This is a genomic window from Bacteroides sp. 41_26, assembly GCF_949740115.1.
Lineage (GTDB): Bacteria > Bacteroidota > Bacteroidia > Bacteroidales > Bacteroidaceae > Bacteroides > Bacteroides nordii.
Window position 1 is genome coordinate 130039 of record NZ_CATJGZ010000079.1, and the last position, 26485, is coordinate 156523.

Here is a 26485-nt window from a genome sequence, read left to right on the forward strand (position 1 = left end):
TTCCTTTGTTTAGTTTTTATTTTCTTATAATTTCATCTATTAGACGCACGTAAGATACGAAAAGTTGCAAACAGAGTGAACTTTTTTTCAAAAACATTTTGCCGAATCAATCTTCTTTACGTAATTTGTGTGCAATAAATATTTAATAAGCTAACCCTTTTAAACGAACTATCATGAATTCAAACATGGAAAAGCCCTATGTAGTGGGTATTGACATAGGCGGAACAAACTCTGTCTTTGGTATTGTAGACGCACGTGGAACTATTATAGCAAGTGGCTCGGTGAAAACTCAGGCCTATTCTACAGTAGAAGAGTATGTAGACGAAGTGTGCAAAAACCTTCTTCCACTTATCATCTCACAGGGCGGGGTTGAAAAAATAAAAGGTATCGGTATCGGTGCTCCTAATGGAAATTATTATAGCGGAACAATTGAGTTTGCTCCAAACTTGCCGTGGAAGGGCATTATCCCTCTGGCTGCAATGTTTGAAGAACGTCTTGGCATTCCTACTGCATTAACCAATGATGCGAATGCAGCAGCTGTAGGCGAAATGACATATGGTGCTGCCCGTGGTATGAAAGATTTTATCATGATTACGTTGGGAACAGGTGTAGGTAGCGGTATCGTAATCAACGGACAGATGGTTTATGGTCATGACGGCTTTGCCGGTGAACTGGGCCATGTGATTGTTCGTCGTGGTACAGGACGTATGTGCGGTTGTGGTCGTAAAGGCTGTCTGGAGACTTACTGTTCGGCTACAGGTGTGGCTCGTACAGCACGTGAATTGTTGGCTGCCCGTACAGATGCAAGCCTTTTGCGTAATATTTCTGCTGAAAACATTACTTCTAAGGATGTATATGATGCAGCAGTGCAAGGTGATAAACTGGCACAGGAAATTTTTGAATTCACGGGTACTTTGCTTGGTGAAGCACTGGCAGATTTCATAGCGTTCTCCAGTCCGGAAGCGATTGTATTGTTTGGTGGTCTGGCAAAATCGGGTGATTACATTATGAAGCCGATCCACAAAGCCATGGAAGATAACCTGCTTAATATCTATAAAGGAAAAACCAAATTGTTGGTTTCCGAACTGAAAGATTCTGATGCTGCTGTATTGGGTGCCAGTGCATTGGCTTGGGAACTGAAAGATATGTAATAAGCGTGTCCCATTAATTATTTATAAAGGTAATGAAGCCCCGGATGAACCAGTTGTTCATTCGGGGCTTCTGGTTTCTGCACATGGATTTATTCGGAAAACTCCTGTGGAATATAGAATGAACCGAGAGATAATTAGGTTTTGTTCCCCTCCGTTATTTTTTAGGAAATCAGAAAGGAACAGACATCCCAATGATTTATTAGGTCAATATATAGTTGTCGAAAAAGTAATAACAAGACTTTTATAAAAGGAAACAAAAGATAAAATGTGAGTCTTTGCTTTTAATGTAATTGACTGGTTGATAATGAATAAAGCTTTCGAATTTAAAGGCTGACAAAAGTGTACATTATAGTGAGTGTTAATTGTACACTTTTGTCCTGCTAATTTGTACATTCTTGTGCTGCTTAATTGTACACTTTGGTAAAGTGAATTTTAAACGTTAAAAAAACGTATTAACGATGTTAACGAAATGCGAGTTAGATATAGTGGTGGTTTATTTATGAATGATTACAAATACTATTGATACGGGAGGCATATCAATATAACACAGTTTATTGGATATTGACATATATCGTTTAGCCATTAAAAAAAAGAAGTAGAAAATGTACAGTGTTAATATACATTCTCTACTTCAATTGAACTCCGGGAACTCCCGGTTTAAACCTATTTACCTCTTTATTACCTTAAATGCTTTTGTTATATTGGATGCTTCTACTTTAACAATGTAGCATCCGCTATTCAGACCAGCCAGCTTCTTTTGTTTTTCGCTAACGTTCATAACTGCATTCCCTGCCAGATCATAAATAACGGCTGTTGCATTGTCTCCGATATTCAATGTTTGGCTTGCTGCGTCATAGTAAGCAGTGAGGTCGGCATTGGCAGATGTGATTCCTACCAGTTTGCTGAATGTAGCTTCGATGCTGACATCCCCTTTCGCCTCGAATGAATACTCCATATAGTTGCCATAATCATCTACTTCATTATTCAGGTCGACAGCCTCTTCATTGTTTTTCAGACCAATCACTTTCTCTCCTTTGTTAGGGGTGAGGGTGATGGTGATGAAATCGCCTTCATTGATTTTATCTCCATCAGAAATTTCTGCCTGGGTATCATAATTTTTGGCAGCTACTGAACCTGAGTTCGGAGTAACATTTACCATGTTGAATGTATACTGCGTGCTCTTGAATGATACTTTGATATCAATAGAATTGGTAGCAGTAATCTTTAGTGTATTGTTTTTCAAATCACTCAACCGGTTTTCGTCGTTGATAGTGAAAGAAGCAATCTTTACATTTTCGTTAGGAGCCACTTCAATTGTCAGTTCGGTGCCTGCTTCTATTTCGTCACCGCTACTGATAGCGTTTTCTCCTGCTTTTACATTGATTGCACCCAGATCCGGGGTTGCATTGGCATAAGTAACTGCGTAGGCTGCATCTACTATGCGCATCTCAAAGTCGTAGAATCCACCGTCTACATATGTACCACATGCATTGTCTCCACCTTGAGTATCACCGTCGGTGAAGAGTACACGCATCAATGTTTTCTTTGCAGAGAAATCTTCCGGTATAGTGAAACTTGCAACAACATTATTCAGATTATTATTACTGTTGCTTGTATCTCCGTATTTGATAATCATTTCGTCGACACCGAACTGGCCGTCTCCATTCAAGTCAACGAAAATACGTTCAACTCCCCAGCGGCCGTTTTGTGCCTGCACAGTTACTTCAATCGTTTGTCCGGTTCTGACTGCCATAGAGCGGTCTACGATTTTGTTGTAGTTATCATAATTTCCGGTACCTGTGTCTGTGTAATTCAGATTGGCGACAGCTCCGGTAGTAGTTGCCGATGTGATGTGTCCCACTTCGCGCCCTTTTGAGAAAGTAGGAGTACAATATTCAACTTCCGCTTCGGTGAATTCAATAGTAACGTTTGTTGTTACTGATACAGTAAACTCTGTGCCTTCGATAGCCATACCGTTCACCAGGATAGAACTTACCTGATAACCAGCATCGGGAGTTGCTACAATGCTCAGTACAGTGCCATTCTCAAATTTATCGCCGGAAGTAATGGCCGCTCCGTCTTTCCGGATCTCGAAAGAACCGCCGGTAGCAGGTTGCTCCAGAGTTATGGCGAAAGCACGTCCGTCTACCAGAGTAGGAGATGTGGGAGTACTGGTAGTATATGGGAATTCTCCCTCTCCTTGCCATTTTGTTGTACCGGATATTTTATTGTATACTGCGTTGATATTCGCTTTGTCTCCCTCTATCTGATTGGCAAATGCTCCGGTAGTGCCGTCTACTTCCTCATTCAGATTGTAGAGTGCGGTGATACTGTTTACGGTAGAGGCATCAATCATGGCCTGGGCGGCTTCTTCTTGTGTCAGTGCTTTATTATAGAACTGAAATTCATCACAGAAACCATCGTACAGACTTCCGCCTACATAGAAGATACATGGATCATCTGCGAATATTTCCAGTTTACTATCTCCTAATTCAACGGTAGCTCCAAGTATTTCTCCGTTTTTGTAGGCTGTGATACTGTTATTGTCATAATCGTAGGCAACAGTGAGGTAGATCCACTCACCAACATTTACTTTTTCGGTTAATGAATATTCTTTTTTATTACCTTTTACATAGAAGTCTCCATCTTTGTTGGCCATAAGTATCAGACTTCCATTTTGGTTGAAATGTCCCTGGGCACCATGTCCCATGATATAAGACATACCTCCTGCAGGCAGTGCTCTGAGATTAACCCATGCTGCTATTGTGAAAGATTTACCTATGCGCTCGTCGGTGGTACCGCGTTCGCCAAGCAAGTTGTCGAGAACTTCAAGACGATATGCAGTTAATTTATTACTCTGCCATACAGCAGCCGGGATATCTATTGCTTTATTCTCACTTGCATTTACGCTGATAAATGAAGTTAATAAGAGAACTAATAATGTGAAAAGAGTATTTTTATTCATAGTAATAATATGTATTTGATTTTTTTATTCTGTTGAATGGTTTGCGAAACTGCCGGATGGTGTACTTCGCGTTGAGACGGAAAGAATTGCCGGATCCCGGATGGAGGATTGAATGCGATTGTTTTTCATCATACTTTTAAATTTATAGATTATACAAACCAGACGACGTTTTCGTCCCCTATATCTTTAAAGCAGATGAGCCGGAAGTCTCCCTAGTGGAAAGTGTAAAAAAAACAAGGACATCACATTTTGCAGAAGTGTAGGGGATTTTTCTCTGCAAATTGTGTGTCCTTGCGTCTGTAATAAAGTATTACTCGCTTAACTGTAGTTTGTTATGACCGGTCACAGTAATATCTAATCCTTTTATGCTTAGCTGCATTGTGAACGAAATACCGTCTTTCTTACGACCAAACCAGTTGGCATCGTCGAGTTTAAGTCGGTAAATCATCGTTTCCGGATCCCAGTTTGCCTTAGATAGTTTACCATCATCATAATAATAAGACTGATCGGGGATATCTACTATAGCATATGTATCCCGCGTTTCGTCGAAATCAGAAACGTAGAATTGTATATAGTAATTTCCGTCTTCTGCCTTCACAATCGGATCGGAGTTTACAAATGCATACTGGAAGAGATCAAATTCGCATATCTTCTGGCGGAAACCGTAATCCCAGCGTTTGATGTACATTTCATATTCTCCTGTCGGGTATTTCTCATACGAGAACTTGATAGGCAGATATTCTTCTGCATCATCGGCTTTATACGTAGAGGCTATACTTTCTATGATCTCACCCGTGGCTTTGTTGACAAACTCCAGTGAATCAATAGAACCGTAAGTGGCAATATCGAGCCAGCCATCTGCTGCTACTCTAATGACACCTGCTGCTTTCTGAGACAGATCTACTGTGATATCTTTGAGTACGCAGAATTTAAACCGATCCAGTTTCTGGTAAGTATCACCACGTACCAACAGCAGGTCGTATTCTCCTACTGTCCAGTTATCTTTGAATCCGAGCCCCACCATAATGGTGTCTGAACGGTAGGTACGTTGGTAATATCCTAATTCGTCTCCGATAATTCCTGCATATTTATATCCCCAGTCCAGGTACAAATCTTCGTTATTTTCGGCTTTGCGTACAATGAATTCGTCACTTTGCTGTACACCGTCTACTTTGATAAACAGCAAGGCTCCGGATTCCTGAATAGGAACCTCATAACTACCTTTGTAGTTTTCCGTAGGATTAAATTCTATCAGACTACCGTTGGTGGACGGTCCTGAAAGGCTGTTGTCGTCGTCACTACAACCCCATAACAACGGGAGTGCCAAGTAGAACAGTAATCTTAATGTAAGATGTTTCATATTCGTTATTTTCAGATTCAAAAAATGAAAGGAGAGGGTGTGTGGGTTACGACACACCCTTTCTGTTACATCGGTGGTATTATTCTTTTATTACTTTGAATGAACGGACACATTTACCGTCTCTTGAAATTATCACATAGTACACACCCTTCGGAGCATCGAAACTCAATTTGCAAACCTCATTGTTGTCAGCATGATATTGTTTGGCTGTAATCAGTTTACCTTGTGTATCGCATACTCTTACGTCATACTTACCTTCCTGTGAGAACATGATATTGGCATATTCCATGAACGGATTCGGATAAATGCTCAGATCTTCTACTACCTCGTTTTTGATACCTACACCACCTTTTACTACAATATAGTCGTTGATCGTTTTGGTTGTAGTTCCCCAGGAATTGGTCAGTGTCAGACTAACCGGGAATTCACCCTCTTTAGCATAAGAAGCCGTAGCAGATGTGTTGCTATCCTGAGTGAAAGATGCACCCTCTAAAATCCATTTGGCTGATTCAAAAGTAACTTTTCTTACACCGGTGATTGACGGAACACCCAATGCGGTAGATAACTGATTCTGCGGAGTATCGATTGTTTTCTTATCGACTACAGAACTGATTGTCATATAAGCACCTTTCACCAGTGTGGAGTTCTTACCCTTATTGGGGAAATATGTATTACCATCGTCATCGGTCTGAGTCTCTTCAAAAGTGAAGTATCCCTGTAGACCGGTAGGAGCAATTCTATATCCCTTCATTGACTGCTGTACTTCGGCATCAGTAAGAGCCTTGTCCCAGATCTGTACTTCGTCTACCCATCCGGTGAAGCTGGCGAGGTTGGTCATGTTGCCGCCTACATAGAAGTTAGCACCTTGCCAGTCTTTTGGACCTCTACCTCTGGATGTTACATCCAACACCTTCTTGCCATTCAGATACATCTTCACATTTTTACCATTCTTAACCACACAAACATGATACCAAACTCCCGGAGTCAGTGAATATCCTGTCGTAATACCATCTACTTCAGCATTGTGCTCATAGTTAGCAGTACCTGCAGGAGGAGCATCTACAGATACAGACAGTTCATTTTCTGCATTTGCATATTTGCTGTAGTCAAAAGGACGGATGGCTGTCCACATCTCACCCCATACCTGTTCTGTCCATGTACCAGAATAGTTTCTGTTCACTTTGGTCATCAAAAGAGTACCTAAAGATGCATGCTCAAACTTCTCAACCTTGAACCACAGTCCGAATGATGTCGTTTGATAATTGCTGAGTACACCACTGTTTACGGTCAATTGGTAAGGCTCTTTCATATAAAGTGCTTGTGATACATTACAGTCGGCATCATTGTAGGTTACACCTTCGTTGATCTCTGCCGTGAGTTTCACCGGAGTATCGGCTTTGGGTTCAGTATTGTCTGCAAGGATATTAGTTACTTCCGGTAACCGTCCTGTTTCTTCTTTAGAGATAAGGAGCAAGCCACGGGTCATATTCTCTTTGCCTTCACTGGTTACTTTAACATCATAGGTACCTTCTTCGGGTAGTGAAGTTGTGAAAGATAAGGCGGCCACATCATTGGAGCTAACTTCTGCTCCTGTCAGTGAATTGTATATCTGGAACTTAGATACGGCATGATTAGGATCTTCAAATCCGATAGTGAATTCTTCTCCCGGTTTGATGATATCCTTGTCGATATTGATGGTTTCAATAATTGCAAGATCACTTTCAAGAGCATCACTCCATACAATTGGCGAAGCCTTTTTACCATCCAGACCGATAGCACGTACACCAACCTGGAAAGTCGGATCTGTTGTGTTTTTAAGTGGAGCATCTACAACATAGGCAGCCCATGAAGTGGTAGTAGTCACTACGAATGGAGTAACATCTTTTTGTTTCACGTAAATCTCGAAATAAGAAGTGTTTACTTCTTCATTGTAGATCGGGCATCCTTCATATTCTGGTTTTCTGTCACCGGTGAATGCAGAGTTAAATGTAATTTTGAAATCTGCACGGTTATATACGCGTTTCATTACTTTCGTTGCGGCGATAGTCGGACGTACCGGTGTTTTGTTAAAGTCTGAAGGAACGAATGAGAGTTCACCCAACAGTGTTTCATAATTGCTATCAGTACCGGCTACAGATAATCCGATACATCCGATAACATCATTGGCTTGTAAATCTAATTCGGATGCGTTGACAGTGATGGTTGTCCATTCGCCTTGTGCGATACCTTCTGCCGGAATAGTATAATAAGCAAACGTATTGGCATGGCCTTCTTTGGATACCATCAATTTCATTTTAGGATCAGTTCCGCTGTTGACTTTGAATGTTAGGGAGAATTTATCCTCTCCGGATACTACATTGAATTTTGTACGGAACAAACGGATATCAGAATGTGCAGTAGCACCATGTATTTTCAGGCAGGAACCTGCGAACCATGCATCGTCAAAAGTGAAATCACACTGAATAGCATCGGTAGGAACTGTCTGGCCGTCACCATTGTCAATCCACCAGCGCCAGGTTGGCAGCATGTCTTGTATACCGATGTTGTACCATTTATGATCGAAGGTAGTTACTCCGTCTTTCTTGAAGAACATACCGTTACCTAAGTTGAAACGTGTAAAGAAAGGAGTTTCTGTCAGCGCACTCTCTTCAATAACAGCTTTAGAATATCCGTGCCAGTTTTTTAATTGGCTTAAGTTGGCTGTTACTTGTGCATCAGTTACAGGCGGGGTATTCAGAACATTACGTGTACCACCGGTAAACAGCAGTTCCTGTTTGGTCTGATACTCTTTCTGAATGGCTAAGTCGGAAGTACCTCCTTCTGTAGAGCTGGCATACAACTGGCTACGGTCGTGTGCTCCCCATACTACTACTGAAACAGGTTGTCTCATCAATGCTGACCATCTTAAACCGTAACCACGTCCTTGCTGGTCGAAACCTGCATATACATCGAAAGTACTACGGCCCAATGTTTTGGCTGCTTCTGCTGATTTTATCAGTTGGTTTTCTCCCCAGTTATAGTTCAGGAAGAATACATCTGTAACAGGTTCTCCGTTTTTCTGGAACCATTTATCGTTTTCACCGATTCCAAGGCTACATCCGTTATCTGAAAGACCACCGGAATTGGAAACGAAAGCGTACCAGTCTACGTGGAACGGCCAGTTTTCTTCTCTCGCTACTTTATGACACTCTGCCAGGAAAGAAGAGAAGTTTTCGTTCAGTGTAGAAGACCAATATCCTTCGGGGTTGATGCCGATACCATCTATACCATAATATTTCAGGAACTGGATCAGTTTGCGGGCATATTTAAAGTTACCGCTTCCGTCTTTGGCGCAAAGTTGTCCGAGGAACTTTCCGGCCTCACTGCTTTCGGTTACCGAAGCAGCCCAGTCTATGAAATAGAGGCATCCTGTTTTCACACCATTTTTGTGAGCTACGTCATTGAATGCACCCGGTACACGGAACCAGGAGTTAGACCAGTTACCATGGATGTTGATGTATTGCCACATATTGAAGTTGTCTGCTTCAAAATTGTAACGGGGAAGTGGCCCCCACTTTTTGGTCATTTCACCGATAGGAGCCCACCAGCAAAGATTTTTGTTATTTGCATCTGTAAGATCTTTATTAGCTTTTGTTTCATTGTTCCAGAAACGTTCTTTCAAGGGAACACGTGAGATAAAGAAATTATCATCCATATATGCCGGATCGTCACTGAAAGAACTGCCGGGTGTCCATTTGTCAAGAGCTTCAATCATCTTGTTCTTGTCTGTTATTCCGAAGTCCACGTACATGTCGTGTGTTGGAATACTCTGAGCCATCGTACCGATAGATGCCAATAGGCCAATCGATGCAAATAGGTTTCTGAATTTCATCATAACTATTAGGATTTAGTGAATTAATAAAGATTTATTGTAATTTTTTTCTGTTTGCTACATCCCACCACAGGCGTGTTCCCTGCCAATCGTCCATACTGATACCGGTTGTCTCAGAGTTGAGCGCTTCTTTTGCGGTGAGTTCTACTTCTTCTACAATTTCCGAATCACTGGAATTGTAAGGTATTCTCCGGACAGTAACTCCTTCGGTTAAGATTTCTCCTGTTATCCAGTTAAAACGCGGTTCTTCCAATGAGCCGTCAGAGTATCCGTAAGCATAAGGACAGGCAGGGATGAGCAACGGATATCCGGTACGGCGATAGTCGGTCCAGGCAACCAGTGACATTGGGAACAGCGTAATCCACTTCTGGGTAATGATTTTCTGCAATGCCTGTTCTTTATCCTCATCCGGATTATGGTAATAGGGATTGTTGTCAGCGTTAGCAGGGAAGTACCATGCATTGTTGAGCTGATAGTACCCTGACCATAATGGCAGATTATTGTCTGCATCATACCAGTCACGATAAATAGCTTCGTTTTTCAGGGTGGAAGAGACCGTCTGATCTCCCATGCCTCTCCAGGCCATATATTCATCATATCTGCCCGACATAGAGTGTTTATCGAAGAATTCTTTGATTCCGGCTTCATAGAATGATTGTGCCGAACCTCCCATACTCCAACCTCGCAGAGCACCTTCTGCACGTAGGAAGAGCGCTTCTTCCGTTTTGAATAATGCCAGTTTCTCGCCTGCAAAATTCAGGTTGAATTTGGAGTAGTATTGATAGTTTTGTGAGGTAACACCGGCTACATCCAATGTGATTCCTGAACGAATACTGACATATTCAGTTTCTTTTTTCAATGTTTTTTGCTCTTGATTTTTTATATCTCCGCCATTTTTAGCGAACCAGAATTCGAGAATCGGGTGCTGGGTTCGTACTAAGATATTGTGGTAACTTGCGTTGAGGCGAGAGTCTACCCAGCTATTAGCTATCTTGTACAAAGGATGATATCCAACATCTGTTCCGCTTCCGCAAATCAATCCGATCGTTTTATCACCAGCTTCCAGAACTCCACGCTGAACAGCTTCTTCTCCCAGTTGGCGGGCCGTTTTGGGGACTCCGTTGACCATACAGGTATATCCTTCCACATTAACAGTAGTCATGGCCATACGCAGAATGAGGGAATTAGCATATTTCCGCCACATTTTGACAATAGCACTGGCAGAGGTTTGTTCGGTCACCATATCCGTTTTCTCGATAAGAGCGTCAATATTGTTGGTAGGGGCTTCCTGATAAACTTCCAGTATGGAATCGGCTTTAATCAGATCACGGAATATCTGAGAGTATACTTCGCTTTGTTTTTCGTAAGTCAGCGGATGGTCTTCTTTCAGTTCTTTGTAATCTTTCAGCGGCATCGGTCCGTGTACATTGGTATACTGAACCGCTTCATCAGAAAATAGTATAGATGCAAATGCACCTAAAGGAGCTATTTTAAGGGTATCGGAAGAACGCATTACCGGTACAACCTGCTGGGCTACCCATTGCATATTTGCGGTAGGACCACTGGCAAAATCCGCATAGAAAGATAGAGACGATTTCAAGCGTCCGTCAAAACTATGAGGAACAGACATATAACCAGCATAGTCATCACTGATAAAGCTACGTTGATACTGATATTTGTGCTCTCGTGAGTCAAGAACCCTCATCTGTGCTGTCCGGAGAAATTCGGAAGCAAGCTCTGCATTGGCTAAGATTCCTGTACTCGAAGAAGTACCGTCTTCTCTGTTGATGATTGAGGCATTTCCGTCATAGTCTAACAATGAGTCATAACATGCTGTTAATGTCATCGTTAAGAGGAAAGAGAATAATATAGATTTCTTGTTTTTCATCATATCTCTAATAATTTGAAGAGGTGGTTAGAATGATAATTTTAAGTTTAGGCCGTAACTGCGGGTAGTAGGTAATGAGAATGCTTCAATACCACCGTAACTATTGGCTGTGGATACGGATACATCGGGGTCAACCGGAGCATCTTTGTATAAGAAGAACAGATTTCGTGCTACCAGAGAAGCACTTAAGTCGATAGGTAACTTAAACAATTTACGGAAGGTGTAACCAAATGAAACTTCCCGTAAACGGAAGTTGGTAGCCGAGTAGGCATATTCACTTAAAGCCGGTTCACCAAGACCGATAGCTTGGTAGTAACCTTTGGCTGGTGCTATTTGTCCGTCGGGCATGACAACTCCCTGAACAGGCTTCATAACAAGCTGCCCTCCTACTGAGGATTTGGACAGATAAGTGACACCTGCGTCACGTGCTTTTCCGCTTCTTTCCGAGAGTCCGTATGCGTCCAATCTTGCTTCCGTATAAGAGATAACCGTACCACCTATTTTACCGTCAATCAGGAAGTAAAAAGAGAAGTTTTTGTAATTGAGTGAGTTACTCCAACCCAGATGATGCGGGGAGTTGGCATTTCCCAGATAGCAGTCGTACTTAGAACTGATCATGGGAGCACCATTGACATCTGTTTTTATTTTCCCGTCTGATCCGTAGGCAAATGTTCTTCCGTACAATTCGCCGTATGGTTTACCTACTTCATAGCGGATCTTCAACCCACCGGTATATACAGGGGTCGTCTCCATCACTTTATTTAAGTTCTCTCCGTAAGTTTTAAGAATCACATTCTTATTGAATGAATAATTGAATGCTGTACGCCAGATGAACTTTCCGTTGAGTCTTGAAAAATTATAAGCTAAAGTCGTTTCAAATCCGCGGTTTCTGATTTTACCGGAGTTCAGAGGTATTTGTCCTCCTGTAGCCGCTGATTTAGGCAACCACTGATTCAACATGATCGTATTGTAAAACGTAAGGTCAAAGTCAATGGTGTTGTTTAAAAAGCGGGCTTCTACTCCGAGTTCTGTAGAACGCATGGTCTCTGGCAATGGGTTATAGAAGGTTCGATAACCGGAGGCTTCCGTGATTTGCGAACCCCAGTTTTTGGACATACCTCCATAACTCAAATTGGGTATTGAGTTTCCTACTTCACTGTAGGATATACGCACTTTAGAATAGTTGAGTACATCACTTTGTATACCGAATATGGAATTCAGTAATGCATTACCACCCACACTGTAGTAGGTATAATGGTTGGGAGTTCCCAAGGCTGAGAACTGAGTATATACACGTGCCCAGTCAGTGCGGACAGAAGCATCAATGAATGCCATGTCTTTATAGCCGATTGATGCTGTCGCATACACTGCATTTTCCCAATTCTGGTCTTTCGATTTGCTGGTCGGTACATTGGCTCCGTCATGCTTGGTTGTGATAATATTGCTCGGATCGAAGACATTCGGTGTACTCGTTGAATCTGCCATCCAGTAATTGAATCCGAATGAAGTGAAATCTTCTTTCAACGTACTTCCTCCTACATTGGCTGATAGATCAAAATCACCTACTTTCTTGTTGTAGCTAACCAGAAAGTCTGCAAAGATCTGGTCACTGGTTGCTTTGTTATATTCGTGTATGGAGTTGTACACGTTTTTGGCGTTGGTACCTTGATAGGTTTTTGTTTCGTTCGTATCTTTGGTCCTGTCTATCTTGCAACGGGCCAATGCGGTCAGGCCATCAATGATGTTTACTTTTAGTCCGATTGTAGCAAATGCGCGTTCACGGACATTCTCCTTTTGCAGGCGGTTGGCATACCAGTAGGGTGAGTTCCGGTTCTCATTGTCTAACCAGGGCCATTGTTGTATAGGGCCTTCGGCATTGGCTTTGGGGTACTTTCCGTTTATTTCTCTGACGTAGTACAATTGACCGTATGTTTCAGAGTGATCTTTGAAGTAAGAGATATCTGCATTACGAGGCATCAGATACAGGTCATATAAAGGATTGGCATATATACCTGAACCCGGACGGTTTTTAGAAGTCTGGTGTATATAGCTTCCTGAAAAACTGACCTCGACATGATTGTCCAGCAGGTTTACAGTTTGGCGTAATGTGATATTGTGCCGTTCAAACTTATTCTGAGGTATCATTCCTTTCGAGGTTGTATTACCATAAGAGAAGTAAGAAGTTGAATTCTTTGCTCCGGAAGATACGGAAATAGAATTATTGAAGTTAGTACCGGTTTGAAGGAATGAACTAATATTATCTACAGCGTTATTACGTGCATAGGGTATTTCGTTTAGAGCCGTTTGTGACATACGGCCTATGCGATCTCCCCATGAATACATGTTCAAACGACGCTTATTGATTGCTTCATTTGGATTCAGGCTGGTATCATCATAAAACTCAGCATTTGCACCGTATGTATTTTGAAACTTAGGAGTTACCAGTGGGGTTTCAAATAACATACTGCTTGATACATCCACCGAAGTACGTCCTTCCTGACCTTTCTTGGTTGTGATGATAAGAACTCCATTGGCAGCTTTTGAACCGTATAATGCAGCTGCGTTCGCACCTTTCAGGATGTTAATATCAGCGATATCATCCGGATTGATGTTTGATAAACCATCTCCTCCGTCCGTACTATTACCACCGGACAACAAAGCATCCTCAATCTGTGCGGTACTGCGGTCTGCCATAGGTACTCCATCCAGGATGATCAACGGTTGGTTGTTTCCTAAGATAGATGCATTACCACGAAGGAGCAATTTTGAAGAGCCACCGGCACCGGTAGAGTTTGGTGTGATTACCAGACCAGCGGTTTTTCCCTGCAAAGCATTGATGAAGTTGGCATCTTTGGCACGTGTCAACTCATCTCCGTTTACTTTTTGAGTGGCATAAGTAAGTGAGGATGCTTTCTTTTCGATACCAAGTGCGGTAACGACTACTTCATCCAGAACTTCTGTGTCTTCGGCTAAAGTGACGTTAATCATATTCTTCCGGATAGCGACAGTCATTGCCTTATACCCGATATACGAGAATGTCAGTTCTCCGGAAAGTTCCGGAATACGGATAGAATAATTACCGTCGATGTCACTGATTACTCCCTCATTCGTTCCTTTGAGAGTGATGTTGACACCAATTAGAGGCTCCCCTGTACTGTCGGTTACTTTACCGGAAATGGTTACTCTTTTATCATTCTGATTGATTCCGTCTGTTTTGGTTTCTCCTACTTTGTTGGAAAGAATGATGTGTGAACCCTCCATTAGGTAATGGATGTTTGTACCCTTAAATAAATCATCCAGAACTTTAGAAACAGGAATTTCTTTGGCGTTAATTGACACTTTCTTATCAATGTCAACGTGCGAGTTTATAATAAATAAATACTCTGTTTGTTTCTCTATCTCATTCAATATATTTTCAATAGGGGTATTTCGTGCTGAATACGAAATCCGGGCGCTTTGTGAATACCCTTCTTTGGCATTGAGTGAAAATATGGAAATCCAGATTAATAGAAGTGCTACTTTCATAATCTTAAGAAGATGGTTAATTTGTTTTTCATCAAAAGATAAAAAATCCATTATAGACTTTTTATTCATATCTTTGCATTGATTTAATATGGTTTCTACTGTGTTGATTCAAAGGGATTCCGGCAGTGTGGTGAAGGACCTGTCGGTATCCTCCTTTTGGGGGATTAGGCAATTTCTACATCATAGGCTGGTTCTCCTTTTTATTTTATGTGAATAATATCGCTGTTCTCATCTCTGTGGAATTTGAACTTTACGTCTTTTTGCAAAACCCGCAGAGCATATGAAATACCATCGGAATAGCGGAATTTACCGCTGCAACGGTAATTAAGTACTTCTTTATTTTCTATCTTGATTGTTACTCCATAGTGTCTTTCAAATTTCTCCATAATCTCGGCAAAGGTCTTGTCTTTGAAACACATCAATCCTTCGCGCCACCTGTATACATTATAATCCTCTATCTCTTTTATCCGGAGATTTCCATCCTGGAGATAGGCCATCTGAGAAGGGCGTAGTGTGATCAATTTATCGTCTTTAGTAACATTGACGGAACCTTCTATCAGTGAAGTCACAAAATCATTGTTATCAGAATAAGCTTCTACATAAAACTTTGTTCCGGTTACTTCAACCTGCCCTTTGGGAGTTTCTACAATAAAAGGTTGCTTCCTGTTGTGTGCTACTTCGAAGTAGGCTTCTCCGTTAATACTTACTTTACGTTCTTTCCCGTTGAATACTGCGGGATATTGAATGCTGGTTCGTGAATTCAGCCATACCACCGTACCGTCTGCCAATTCTATATTGATGCGCTGTCCTGCCGGTACACTGAGTTTTTGCAAGGGCATCATATCTTCATTGTTGAATATGTATTGGCTGGTAAGCGTCATTACAAGGGTGATAATAGCCACGGCAGCGATCTTGCCTATTTCTTTGCCCCATGTGCTTACTAACAGCTTAAACTGGTTACGTTTGGACAACAGACGTTTTTCGTCAGCAAGCAGTATCATGGCATCAAATAGTTTTCTCTCTTCTAAGAAAGTGCGATAGTTTTCCGGAGAAGATTCCATCCACTCTCGTATACGCACCTCTTCATTCAGCGTGGTTTTTCCTTGAAAGAAAGTATATAATAGTTCTTTATTCATATTCTTTTTTTGTTTAAAGGCATTATGAGCCGTTACGATAATACAGCAGCTAAGTGAGAGGGATGCATAGTGCAACTCTCACCTATTTAACTTTTAATAACATTGAAGTACAAGAGAAAGAAAAGAGCGTCTACCCATTCATGCTATATAGAATATAGCCGATTTGACAGCACAGGGGCAGAAGAATTTCTTTATAAATCCCTAATGTACATACGTTTTGAATGGTGTTTCCGAGGATGCTGATTTTATCAGCAATTTGTTTTCTATAAAAACAGATAGATAAAGACTGGCATGTAGTCTTTCAAACTGATACGCAATTCTTTTAGTGCTTTAGCAATGTGAAACTCGACTCCTTTGGCTGTAATGTCAAGTTGACTGGCTATCTCTTGATAGGTCATATTCTGCATTCGGCTCATGATAAAAATCTGGCGGGTACGTTCGGGTAGGCTTTCAAGGGTGCGGTTCACTATTTCCTCAGCCTCTGCTGTGAAAAGTTCATAAGGTTCGCAGGCTTGCAATGTAGCGATACGGGTTTGTAGTTCCCATTGTGCATGATTTACCATGTTTTCGGCCACCTCTTCGTGCAGGCGGATATGTTGCAGGTAATTCAGGCACTTGTGTTTGATTGTGGTTAGTACATAAGCCGGTACATTCGTGTTTTCGTCCAATCGGTGGCGGTTTTCCCAGTAATAAATAAGAGAATCGATAACAAAGTCCTCAGCGACAGCCTGATCCCGCACGTACGTATATGCAAAGCGAACGAATCGCTCTTTGTAGTCGGAAAATAATTTGTTGAAGGCGGCCAGCTCTGAGTTTTTATTCATATTCAGGGTAAAATCTTAATAGTGGGCAAATGTAGTGAAAATAACAGATGAGTGATAGGATTAGCCCAAAAAAAGCTTAAAAAGTATGGATTGTAGTTTTATGACAGGTGGGAAATGGACATAATAAAAAAGAGAAAATTCCTTGTGGAATTCTCTCTTTTTTATCTCGAATCGAAGGGTCTCGGAATTAACCGTTAACTCTTTTTTCTTTGATTCTTGCTTTTTTACCAGTAAGTGCACGCAGGTAGTACAATTTAGCGCGACGAACTTTACCTACCTTGTTCACTTCGATGCTATCAATAGCCGGTGATTCAATCGGGAAAATTCTTTCTACACCTACAGTTCCTGACATTTTACGTACTGTAAAACGTTTCTTGTCTCCGTGACCAGAGATTTTGATAACAACACCACGGTACAACTGTACACGTTCTTTGTTACCTTCGATAATACGATATGCTACAGTTACTGTGTCACCTGCTTTGAAGCTTGGGTGTTGTTTACCGGTAGCAAATGCTTCTTCTGCAATTTTAATGAAATCCATTGTTCTTGTTATTAAATTGTTTTATCGTTACAACGCAACATATCAGGCAACTCTCTCCTGACAGCGATTGCGCGAAAGCGGTGCAAAGTAACGAATTATTTAGCACACTACCAACATTTTTATCTATATTTGTAGCACGATTAAAAAAACAAGATATGAAACAAACTTATGCAAAGCTCTTTTCCGGAGTGGCTCTGATGGTACTCCTGATGCTTTCTTCATGTCAGTCACCTTATAAACTGGTGAATACCGAAGGAAGTATGATTACAATTGATTCGGTCTGGGATACACATCCTGATGCAGAGGCTGTGGCGCTGTTAGCTCCTTACAAGGCATCGGTAGACAGCATGATGTATCGTGTAGTAGGTACAAGTGAAATGACAATGGAAAAGGGAGGACCGGAAAGTTTGCTTTCCAATCTGGTAGCAGATGTACTGAAAGGGGCTGCTACGCAAGTATTGGGTAAACCTGCCGATATGGGACTGATGAATATGGGTGGTTTGCGGAATATACTTTCTGAAGGAGAAATAACCTGTGGAAACATTTATGAGATATTGCCTTTTGAGAATTCGTTGTGTGTAGTGACACTAAAGGGAAGCGTATTGAAAGAACTGTTTGCTGCCATAGCGGCCTGTAAAGGTGAGGGAGTAAGCGGAGTACGTCTTGAAATCACTAAAGACGGTAAATTACTTGATGGTACTATTGGTGGTAAGCCAATCGATGATAATAAACTGTATACGGTAGCTACCATTGACTATCTGGCAGATGGGAATGACGGAATGGGGCCGTTGGCAAAGGCCGAAAAAAGAGATTGTCCTCCCGGTGCTACTTTACGCGGGCTGTTTATGAATTATGTAGAGCAGCAGACTAAAGCCGGTAAAAAGATCACTTCACGTATAGAAGGGAGAATTACGGTGAAATAATTATGAATAACGAATTACCAAATTATGAGAAGATGAAAAGATATCAGATATCAGCCACTATATTGTTTTTCCTGTGTGTGCTCCTTCCGGGATTTGCGCAACAGACAAAGACACTCACTTTGTTGCAAACCAGTGATACACATAGCCGCATAGAACCGATAGATATACATGCAGCCGACAAATATGCTGGAATGGGTGGGTTTGTACGTCGTGCCACCATGCTTGACCAGTTTCGTAAAGACAATCCGAATGTATTGGTGTTCGACTGTGGAGACTTTTCGCAGGGTACTCCTTACTACAATCTTTTTAAAGGTGAGGTAGAGGTCGAAATGTTGAATCTCATGAAGTACGACGCTGCCACCATTGGCAATCATGAGTTCGACTTTGGGTTGGAGAATATGGCGCGTTTGTTCAAGATGGCAGATTTCCCGATAGTATGTGCCAATTATGGGGTGGAAGGAACAGTGCTTGAAGGGCTTGTAAAACCATATGTTATATTGGAACGTGATGGTTTGAAGATAGGTGTATTCGGCCTTGGTGCAAAAATGGAAGGACTGGTGCAGGCGGATAAATATGAAGGAGTAACCTTTCAGGATCCTGTGACCGTGGCCAATGAAATTGCTGCCAAATTGAAAGAAGTAGAAGGATGTGATGCTGTTGTCTGTCTTTCGCATATGGGAATAAAAGAAGATGAAATGTTGGTGCATCAAACCCGCAATATTGATGTGGTACTGGGTGGGCACTCACATACTTTCATGCAGGAACCGACTGTTTTCGTGAATCTGGACGGAGAGAGTGTACCAGTATCTCATACAGGGAAAAACGGTATTTTTGTGGGAAAGATAGATTTGACATTTGAACGATGAGGAAAATGATAGGTATACTTGTTGTGTTGTTGGTGGCAGTAGCGTCTCTGATGGCACAACAAGTACCCTGTCTGCTTCCCCGGCAGGAAGACGATGCATGTCGGGAGTGGGTGGACAAGATACTTTCGGGGATGAGTCTGAAAGAAAAGATCGGTCAGACATTTGTTTATACACTAAGTCCGGAATGGAGCAAAAAGAACGAAAAGCTGGTACGCCAGCTGGCAAAGAAATATAAAGTAGGCGGATTACTCTTTTCCGGTGGAGAAGCCGGCGGGCAGGTGAGACTGACTAACCTTGCACAGCAGGAAACAGAGATTCCTCTAATGATAACCTTTGATGGGGAATGGGGGCTTGCCATGCGATTACAGGATACACCTCTTTTTCCTAAAAACGCAGCATTGGGCTGTATAACAAACAATTCACTGATAGAAGAATATGGACATGAGGTGGCCCGTGAGCTTCGCGAGCTGGGTGTCCACGTCAATTTTGCTCCGGACGCAGATGTGAATACCAACCCGGAGAATCCGGTAATTAACATACGCTCGTTTGGAGGTGATCCGAAGGCTGTAGCCGAGCGGGCATTAGCTTATGCCCGTGGTCTGGAAAGTGGTGGTATACTGTCTGTCAGTAAGCATTTCCCGGGCCATGGGGATACGGATGTAGATTCTCATAAAGCATTGCCAACCGTGTATTATAACCGTGCCCGGTTGGATAGCGTTGAGTTGTTACCTTTTCGTGAGGTGATTCGTGCCGGATTGGGAGGTATCATGGTGGGGCATCTGCGGGTACCTGAATTGGAACCGGACAGATTGACTGCTGCTTCTTTGTCACGAAGCGTTGTGACAAATGTTTTAAAAGAAGAACTGGGCTTTCGCGGATTGGTGTTTACTGATGCGTTGGCTATGAAAGCTGTATCCGGTGAACGTGATGTTACAGTCAAAGCGCTACGGGCGGGTAATGATATGGTACTCGTGGGTAGAGATATAGAACAAGCATTTGAGACGGTGCTGGCAGCTATTGACCGGGGAGATTTGAGTGTGGATGAGGTTGAAACCAAATGCCGTAAGATATTGACTTATAAGTATCTGTTAGGATTGGATAAAGAAAACAGAATCTCTGCAGATGGATTGAATGGGCGCATTCATACAGTCGAAGCACAAGCGCTTGCGGGCAAATTGTGCTTTGCGGGAGTGACCGTATTACGCAATAATTTTACTACAATTCCTTTGCCGGCCGATCAGCCTACGGCCATTCTGAGTGTAGGTAGGGAAAAGTCCGATCAACCCTTTATCGACCGCTTTGTTCAGTATACATCGCCGGTGGAATGTTTTCGGATCACAAAAGATATGACAGAGGAAGAGTGGCACCGGATCACTAATGACTTGAAACGTTTTCGTCGTGTCGTTATCTCTGTTACAATGGAGAAAGAAGAATTGGCTGTATGTGCCCCACTTCTGAATACATTGGATTTGCAGGTACCTGTTACCTGTGTTTTTTTCACTTCTTACCGGGCGATGTTCCCAATTCGGGCGATGTTGGAACGTACCGCTGCTGTTGTGTTAGCACATTCGTCCGAGGAAGATCTTCAGCGACATGTTGCAGACGTTTGTTTTGCCAAAGCTCCTGCCGGGGGACGGTTGTCTATGCGTATCGGGCATCTGTTTGCAATAGGTGAGGGGAGTGATATTGTTCCGGGAATGAAGCCTGTGGTACAACCCGAAGATTGCGGTATGAAAGGATACAGGTTGCACCGTGTTGATTCGCTTGTCAATGCAGGATTAGCTGCCGGAGCTTTCCCGGGTTGTCAGGTGGTGGTGATGAAAGATGGTATTCCTGTTTACAATCGTTGTTTTGGTAGTCATTCTGATACAGATAAGACTGCGGTGCGCCCCACTGATCTTTTTGACCTTGCTTCGCTGACTAAGACCACCGCTACTTTACTCGCTGTGATGAAGCTTTATGATCAGGGAAAGCTGAAACTTACGGATAAGGCATCTGCCTGGTTGCCCTGGTTGCGCTCATCCAACAAAAAGAATATAACGATTCGTGATCTTCTGTTACATGAGTCCGGATTGCTGCCTTATATCCGATTCTATCGGGAGGCAATAGATGAGAACACCGTTACGGGACCTTTTACACAAGGATTCGCAGATGAGTGGCATCACACACGTATTGGGGAATATACTTATGCCTGTTCGGACTTTAAGTTTAAGAAAGGGTTAATATCTCCGAAGCAGACAACAACACATACGTTGCATATGGCCGAAGGTATGTGGCTGAATAAAGCATTTAAGAGTACGGTTCAGCAATCAATAGCCCGTTCGGAAATGGGACAGAAACGCTATGTATATAGTGATGTCGGTTTCGTCGTACTTCAACAGGTGGTTGAGGCAATAACAAAACAGCCTATAAATGAGTTTCTGAATAAGGAATTCTATCGTCCGATGGGATTGGAACGTACCTTGTTTACGCCGCTTACTCACTATGATCGATCGGAAGTGATGCCAACAGCGGCCAACGATTATCTGCGGAGGCAAGACCTTTGCGGTTATGTGCAGGATGAAACGGCTGCTTGCCTGGGTGGTATTGCCGGTAATGCAGGATTATTTTCCACAGCCGGAGAGGTGGCAGCTGTATATCAGATGTTGCTCAATGATGGAGAGTGGAAAGGACATCGTTATCTGGATGAGGCTACCGTTCGCCTGTTTACCACATACACATCCGTTCTCAGCCATCGCGGATTGGGATTTGATAAGCCGAACTACCGGGATGTGAAAGCCAGTAATTGTGCTTCTGGGACACCTGCCCGGGTTTATGGGCATACCGGCTCTACAGGGACTTGTGTCTGGGTAGATCCCGAAGAACGATTGATCTACGTTTTTCTGAGTAACCGTGTTTGCCCCGATCAGTGGAATACTAAACTTAACAATATGAAGATACGCCAGAACATACAGCAAGCTATTTATGATTCTTTGCCGGATACCAAAGACTTGCCTGGCGATAATGAATGATGCCAATGATGAATATGAGAAAATACCTGATAATTCTTCTGCTTTTATGTTTCGGAAAAGCAATATATGGACAGAACGATGTACAACCTCTCCTGCTTTATAAAGCGGAACAAGATGCGCGTTGCCGGCAATGGGTCGATTCGGTGATGAACCGTCTGAGCCTGAAAGAGAAGATCGGTCAGCTTTTTATTTATACCATTGCTCCGGTCGATACAAAACACAATCAGGCGTTACTGCGTGATGCTGTGGATACTTATAAGGTAGGAGGACTTTTGTTTTCCGGCGGTAAGATGCAGACACAGGCCATCCTCACCAATCAGGCGCAACGAATGGCACGCTTGCCGTTGATGATAACTTTTGATGGTGAATGGGGACTTGCGATGCGCCTTCGCGGCACGCCGCTTTTCCCACGCAATATGGTATTAGGGTGCATACAAGACAATCGCCTTATCTATGAATACGGTCGTGAGATGGCTCGTCAATGCCATGAACTGGGAGTACAGGTTAACTTTGCTCCTGTGGCCGATGTGAATGTCAACCCTAAAAATCCGGTTATCAACAATCGTTCTTTTGGTGAAGATCCCGTACGTGTGGCTGATAAAGTGATTGCTTATGCCACCGGACTGGAAGGAGGAGGAGTGCTTTCTGTTTGTAAACACTTTCCGGGACATGGAGATACGGACGTCGACTCTCATAAAGCATTGCCTGTACTGCCCTTCACTCGCGAACGGTTGGACAGCGTGGAATTGTATCCTTTCAAAGAAGCCATACGTGCTGGATTGAGCGGGATGATGGTAGGGCATCTCCAAGTACCTGTTATTGAACCTTTGGGAGGGTTGCCTTCTTCTCTTTCGCGCAATGTGGTGTACGGTTTGCTTACGGAAGAACTGGCTTTTAAAGGTCTCATTTTTACCGATGCACTTGCCATGAGAGGGGTGTCCGGTAATGCCAGTGTCAGTTTGCAGGCATTGAAGGCGGGTAATGATATGGTACTTGCTCCGAGAAATCTGAAAACAGAGGTTGCGGCAGTCGTTGAGGCTGTAGATCGTGGTGAGTTATCCCGTGAAGATATAGATCGTAAGTGCCGGAAGGTACTTACTTATAAATACATTCTTGGTTTAAAGAGAAAACCGACCATTCAACTTTCCGGATTAGGAAGTCGTATCAATACACCTCAGACGCGTGACCTTATCCGGCGTTTGAATCTGGCTGCTATAACAGTACTGAATAACAAAGGAAATATACTTCCTCTTCATTCCGACAAAGAAACGCCACCTATGGCTCTGCTGGAGGTAGGCGATGCGGGAGAGACGGATGTCCTTGCCAAACAGTTGGAGAAACATACATCCCTTGTGCGCTTTCGTCTTCGCAAAGAGATGACGGAGGCACAGGGAAAGGTTCTGAGAGATTCTCTCTCGAAGTACCGCCGTGTTATTGTGGCTGTTGCCGAACAGCGGCTGGCACCTTTTCAACCTTTTTTTGCTGCCTTGGCAGCTGATAAAAAAGCGGCTCCGGCAATCTATGTCTTTTTCACTCCCGGAAAGATGATGCTACAGATACATCGTGCCGTGTCAGCCGCCCAGTCCGTAGTGTTGGCACATTCTGCCGGTCACGATGTACAGCAACAGGTTGCTGACGTACTCTTCGCCCGTGCTTCTGCCGATGGACGACTTTCCGCCAGCTTAGGAGGGCTGTTTCCAACCGGTGCCGGAGTTACAATAACTCCGCATACGCCGACGCATTTCAATCCGGAAGAGTATGGAATGTCTTCCATTGCCTTGAGGCGTATTGATTCCATCGCTAAACGGGGTATCCAAGAAGGAGCTTATCCCGGATGTCAGATTGTGATTCTGAAAGACGGAAAGACGATGTACGATCACTCTTTTGGAACACATGCAGGTAAAGGAAGTACGCTGGTGCGGCCTACAGATCTGTATGATCTGGCTTCTCTTTCTAAAACGACCGGAACGTTGCTGGCTTTAATGAAATTGTACGATAAAGGACGTTTTAACCTTTCTGATAAATTATCTGACTACCTGCCGTGGTTGCAACGTACGAATAAGAAAGATATGACCATTCGTGAACTGTTGTTACATCAGTCCGGACTGCCTGCCGGAATTGTACTCTATCCGGAGGCTATTGATAAGGAGAGTTATAAAGGCCGTCTGTTCTCCGCCCGTAAAGATGCGTTGCATCCGTTACGACTGGGAGCTACCACCTGGGCCAATCCGAACTTTCATTTCAAGCCGGAGACACTGTCCCGAACCCGGAATGCTAATTACACTTTGCAGATATGCGATAGCCTTTGGCTCAATAAGTCGTTTATAAAAGTGCTACAAGAGAAGATTATTGAAGCTCCTTTGGGGGCTAAGCAGTACCGTTACAGTGATGTTGGGTTTATTCTTCTTCGTTTCCTGGCTGAACAGTTGGCTGGTATGCCGATGGATGAATACCTGGCACGTGAATTTTACGAACCGATGGGATTGGAGCGTACTTTATATCTTCCTTTACGGCATATCCCGAAAGCTCAGATTGTGCCTTCTGCCAATGATAAATTCCTTCGTAAATGTGTGTTACAAGGATTTGTACACGATGAGTCAGCAGCTTTCCAGGGAGGCGTTTCCGGAAATGCAGGATTGTTTTCAAATGCCCGTGAAGTAGCTTCTATCTATCAGATGCTGTTGAATGGAGGAGAGTTGAACGGACGCCGTTATCTGAGTAACGAAACGTGTCAGTTGTTTACTACGGAAGTATCCAAAATCAGCCGCCGTGGATTAGGGTTTGACAAGCCGGATGCAAAATCACCCGACAAGAGTCCTTGTTCTGAATCGGCTCCCGCCTCTGTTTATGGTCATACCGGATTTACAGGAACATGTGCCTGGGTGGATCCGGAAAATGATTTAGTATATGTCTTTCTCAGTAATCGTACGTATCCTGATGCCACAAACCGTAAGCTGATGCAATTGGACATACGTGGACAAATACAGGAAGCGATGTATGAGGCGTTAAAAAAATGATAAGTGATTAGTGATAAATGATTAGTGATTAATGATAAGTGATAAGTGATTAGCAGGCTGCGCACTCACAGCGCATGCCACTAATCACTAATCATTAATCACTAATCACTATTTTAGAAGGAAAGACCGACGCGAAAACCGAAGTTGTTCAGTTTGTCAACGCTATAAGTCAATACCTTATCAGCTTTGTTTGTTCCGTAGCTATAATACAGTGCAAGGTGTAAGCCCGGACCGTAAGCCCATGGGTAAACGTTTAATCCGACTTCCGGTGAAACGTAGAATCCCCAGTTTTCATCTCTGGATTCAAAGACATTATAGTTAGAACGTACTTTTGCATATTCAGTACCCAGTTTTACACCAACGTAAGGTTGCCATGCTCCGCCACGGTTGAACTGATAACGTGCAGCAGCACCAAAAGGCATCTGGAAAATAGTATGTTGCTGATCGCTGGTCATACTGCCACCGTTTACCGGGAAAGTTTCGCGACCTACATATTCATGGTTACTATGATAGTTGAGGAAGAGTCCGAGACCTAAATTGGGAGTTACAAAATAACCACCTTCAAAGTTCATACCCCAACCGCTGGCATCATCGGCAAATCCATTGCTCAATGGCACATTGAACTGCCAGTCGATATTAGCGTATCCATTATCTGATAATTGTGCCTTTGCCGGCATGGCAAAGACGAGAGCCAAAGCTGCTATAGCCAGCACTCTCAATGAAATATATTTTATTGTCTTCATAACGGTTCTGATTATTTATTATTTGTTAGTAAGATAGGGTGATTGTGCAAATGCCTGGTTAACACCTTTTACGGCAAGTGCCTTGTTCATACTGCTGGAATATACCAGTCCGGTCATGTAACTTGTCCACAGAACAGGAATCTTTTCTTTCGGTCCTTCCGGTGCATTCAGATTTACAATCTCAGAAATGAACGAGTTGGTACTGTAGCTATAGTTTATAGCATACGGATAATACCATCCGCCACCCCAGTTACCCCAGTAGCCTGAGCCCCAGTATCCTGGATATCCCCACCACCATTCTGGTTGTCCGTAATCGGTGAAGAAATAGGTACTCTTAATATAACTTACCTGTACACCCAGGTCAGCATCTTCTTTAGAAGCAGCCATCGTGTAGCCTCTGTTATCCATATTGCTCTTATAAGCAGCAAGAATTTCTTGTGCAGCTTCACTTTCCAGATATTCTGGTTCTTCTTTGTCGCTGATTACAAGAATTTTGTCCGGCAAATAGTAAGTGGTGAACTCTTTGAAGTTAGCCTTCTTGTCGTAGTTGGTATACACCAAATAATCATTGTCCAATTTGTCCATGTCAGGGTCTTTTTCGCAAGCAGCGAATGCAAAGACCGCTAATAAAATAGGAATTAATCTCTTCATATCTTTTATAATG

Annotated in this window: 15 protein-coding genes; 5 read left to right on the top strand and 10 right to left on the bottom strand. The window is 42.8% G+C overall.

What is annotated here, in order from left to right; translation table 11 throughout:
• The first annotated feature begins 173 nt into the window (after window positions 1-173).
• Window positions 174-1151 (top strand): ROK family protein, encoded by a 978-nt coding sequence (locus QX565_RS10875; protein ID WP_002559109.1) that lies wholly within the window; start codon window positions 174-176, stop codon window positions 1149-1151.
• A gap of 667 nt (window positions 1152-1818) precedes the next feature.
• On the opposite strand, the gene QX565_RS10880 is transcribed toward QX565_RS10875, so the two are convergent.
• From QX565_RS10880 to rplS, 8 genes are all read right to left on the bottom strand, one after another.
• Entirely contained in the window at window positions 1819-4116 is a 2298-nt protein-coding gene (locus QX565_RS10880; protein WP_289292767.1) for a LamG-like jellyroll fold domain-containing protein, read from the bottom strand.
• Between the two features lie 310 nt (window positions 4117-4426).
• Window positions 4427-5476 (bottom strand): hypothetical protein, encoded by a 1050-nt coding sequence (locus tag QX565_RS10885; RefSeq protein ID WP_289292768.1) that lies wholly within the window; start codon window positions 5474-5476, stop codon window positions 4427-4429.
• A 79-nt stretch (window positions 5477-5555) separates the two neighbouring features.
• Complete coding sequence (locus QX565_RS10890; RefSeq protein ID WP_289292769.1) at window positions 5556-9350, bottom strand: endo-beta-N-acetylglucosaminidase; 3795 nt, start codon at window positions 9348-9350, stop codon at window positions 5556-5558.
• A gap of 31 nt (window positions 9351-9381) precedes the next feature.
• The gene (locus QX565_RS10895; protein WP_289292770.1) at window positions 9382-11238 is read right to left on the bottom strand and encodes a SusD/RagB family nutrient-binding outer membrane lipoprotein; all 1857 of its coding nucleotides are present in this window, start codon (window positions 11236-11238) and stop codon (window positions 9382-9384) included.
• Between the two features lie 24 nt (window positions 11239-11262).
• Window positions 11263-14760, bottom strand: a complete 3498-nt coding sequence (locus QX565_RS10900; protein ID WP_289292771.1) for a SusC/RagA family TonB-linked outer membrane protein — start codon at window positions 14758-14760, stop codon at window positions 11263-11265.
• 200 nt (window positions 14761-14960) lie between these two features.
• Window positions 14961-15896 carry a FecR family protein gene (locus QX565_RS10905; protein WP_221650315.1) on the bottom strand — a complete coding sequence of 312 codons (936 nt, stop codon included), beginning with the start codon at window positions 15894-15896 and terminating at the stop codon, window positions 14961-14963.
• Between the two features lie 263 nt (window positions 15897-16159).
• Complete coding sequence (locus QX565_RS10910; RefSeq protein WP_195348862.1) at window positions 16160-16720, bottom strand: RNA polymerase sigma-70 factor; 561 nt, start codon at window positions 16718-16720, stop codon at window positions 16160-16162.
• A gap of 187 nt (window positions 16721-16907) precedes the next feature.
• Window positions 16908-17261: a 50S ribosomal protein L19 gene (gene rplS / locus QX565_RS10915; RefSeq protein WP_195348863.1), complete on the bottom strand. Its 354-nt coding sequence runs from the start codon at window positions 17259-17261 to the stop codon at window positions 16908-16910.
• A 155-nt stretch (window positions 17262-17416) separates the two neighbouring features.
• Here rplS and QX565_RS10920 point away from each other — a divergent pair, with 155 nt between their 5' ends.
• The 4 genes from QX565_RS10920 to QX565_RS10935 are packed head-to-tail and all read left to right on the top strand — an operon-like array spanning window position 17417 to window position 25078.
• Window positions 17417-18184, top strand: a complete 768-nt coding sequence (locus QX565_RS10920; protein WP_289292772.1) for a 5'-nucleotidase C-terminal domain-containing protein — start codon at window positions 17417-17419, stop codon at window positions 18182-18184.
• Between the two features lie 32 nt (window positions 18185-18216).
• Window positions 18217-19050 carry a bifunctional metallophosphatase/5'-nucleotidase gene (locus QX565_RS10925; protein WP_289292792.1) on the top strand — a complete coding sequence of 278 codons (834 nt, stop codon included), beginning with the start codon at window positions 18217-18219 and terminating at the stop codon, window positions 19048-19050.
• Window positions 19047-22061, top strand: coding sequence for a serine hydrolase domain-containing protein (locus QX565_RS10930; protein WP_289292773.1), 3015 nt, complete (start codon window positions 19047-19049; stop codon window positions 22059-22061). The genes QX565_RS10925 and QX565_RS10930 overlap by 4 nt, the downstream gene beginning before the upstream one ends.
• A 14-nt stretch (window positions 22062-22075) precedes the next feature.
• Window positions 22076-25078 (top strand): serine hydrolase domain-containing protein, encoded by a 3003-nt coding sequence (locus tag QX565_RS10935; RefSeq protein WP_414429679.1) that lies wholly within the window; start codon window positions 22076-22078, stop codon window positions 25076-25078.
• A 113-nt stretch (window positions 25079-25191) separates the two neighbouring features.
• On the opposite strand, the gene QX565_RS10940 is transcribed toward QX565_RS10935, so the two are convergent.
• Both QX565_RS10940 and QX565_RS10945 read right to left on the bottom strand, forming a co-directional pair.
• On the bottom strand, window positions 25192-25821 hold the full coding sequence (locus QX565_RS10940; RefSeq protein WP_002559122.1) for a porin family protein: 630 nt from the start codon (window positions 25819-25821) through the stop codon (window positions 25192-25194).
• 18 nt (window positions 25822-25839) lie between these two features.
• Complete coding sequence (locus QX565_RS10945; RefSeq protein WP_289292774.1) at window positions 25840-26472, bottom strand: DUF4136 domain-containing protein; 633 nt, start codon at window positions 26470-26472, stop codon at window positions 25840-25842.
• Window positions 26473-26485: the final 13 nt, after the last annotated feature.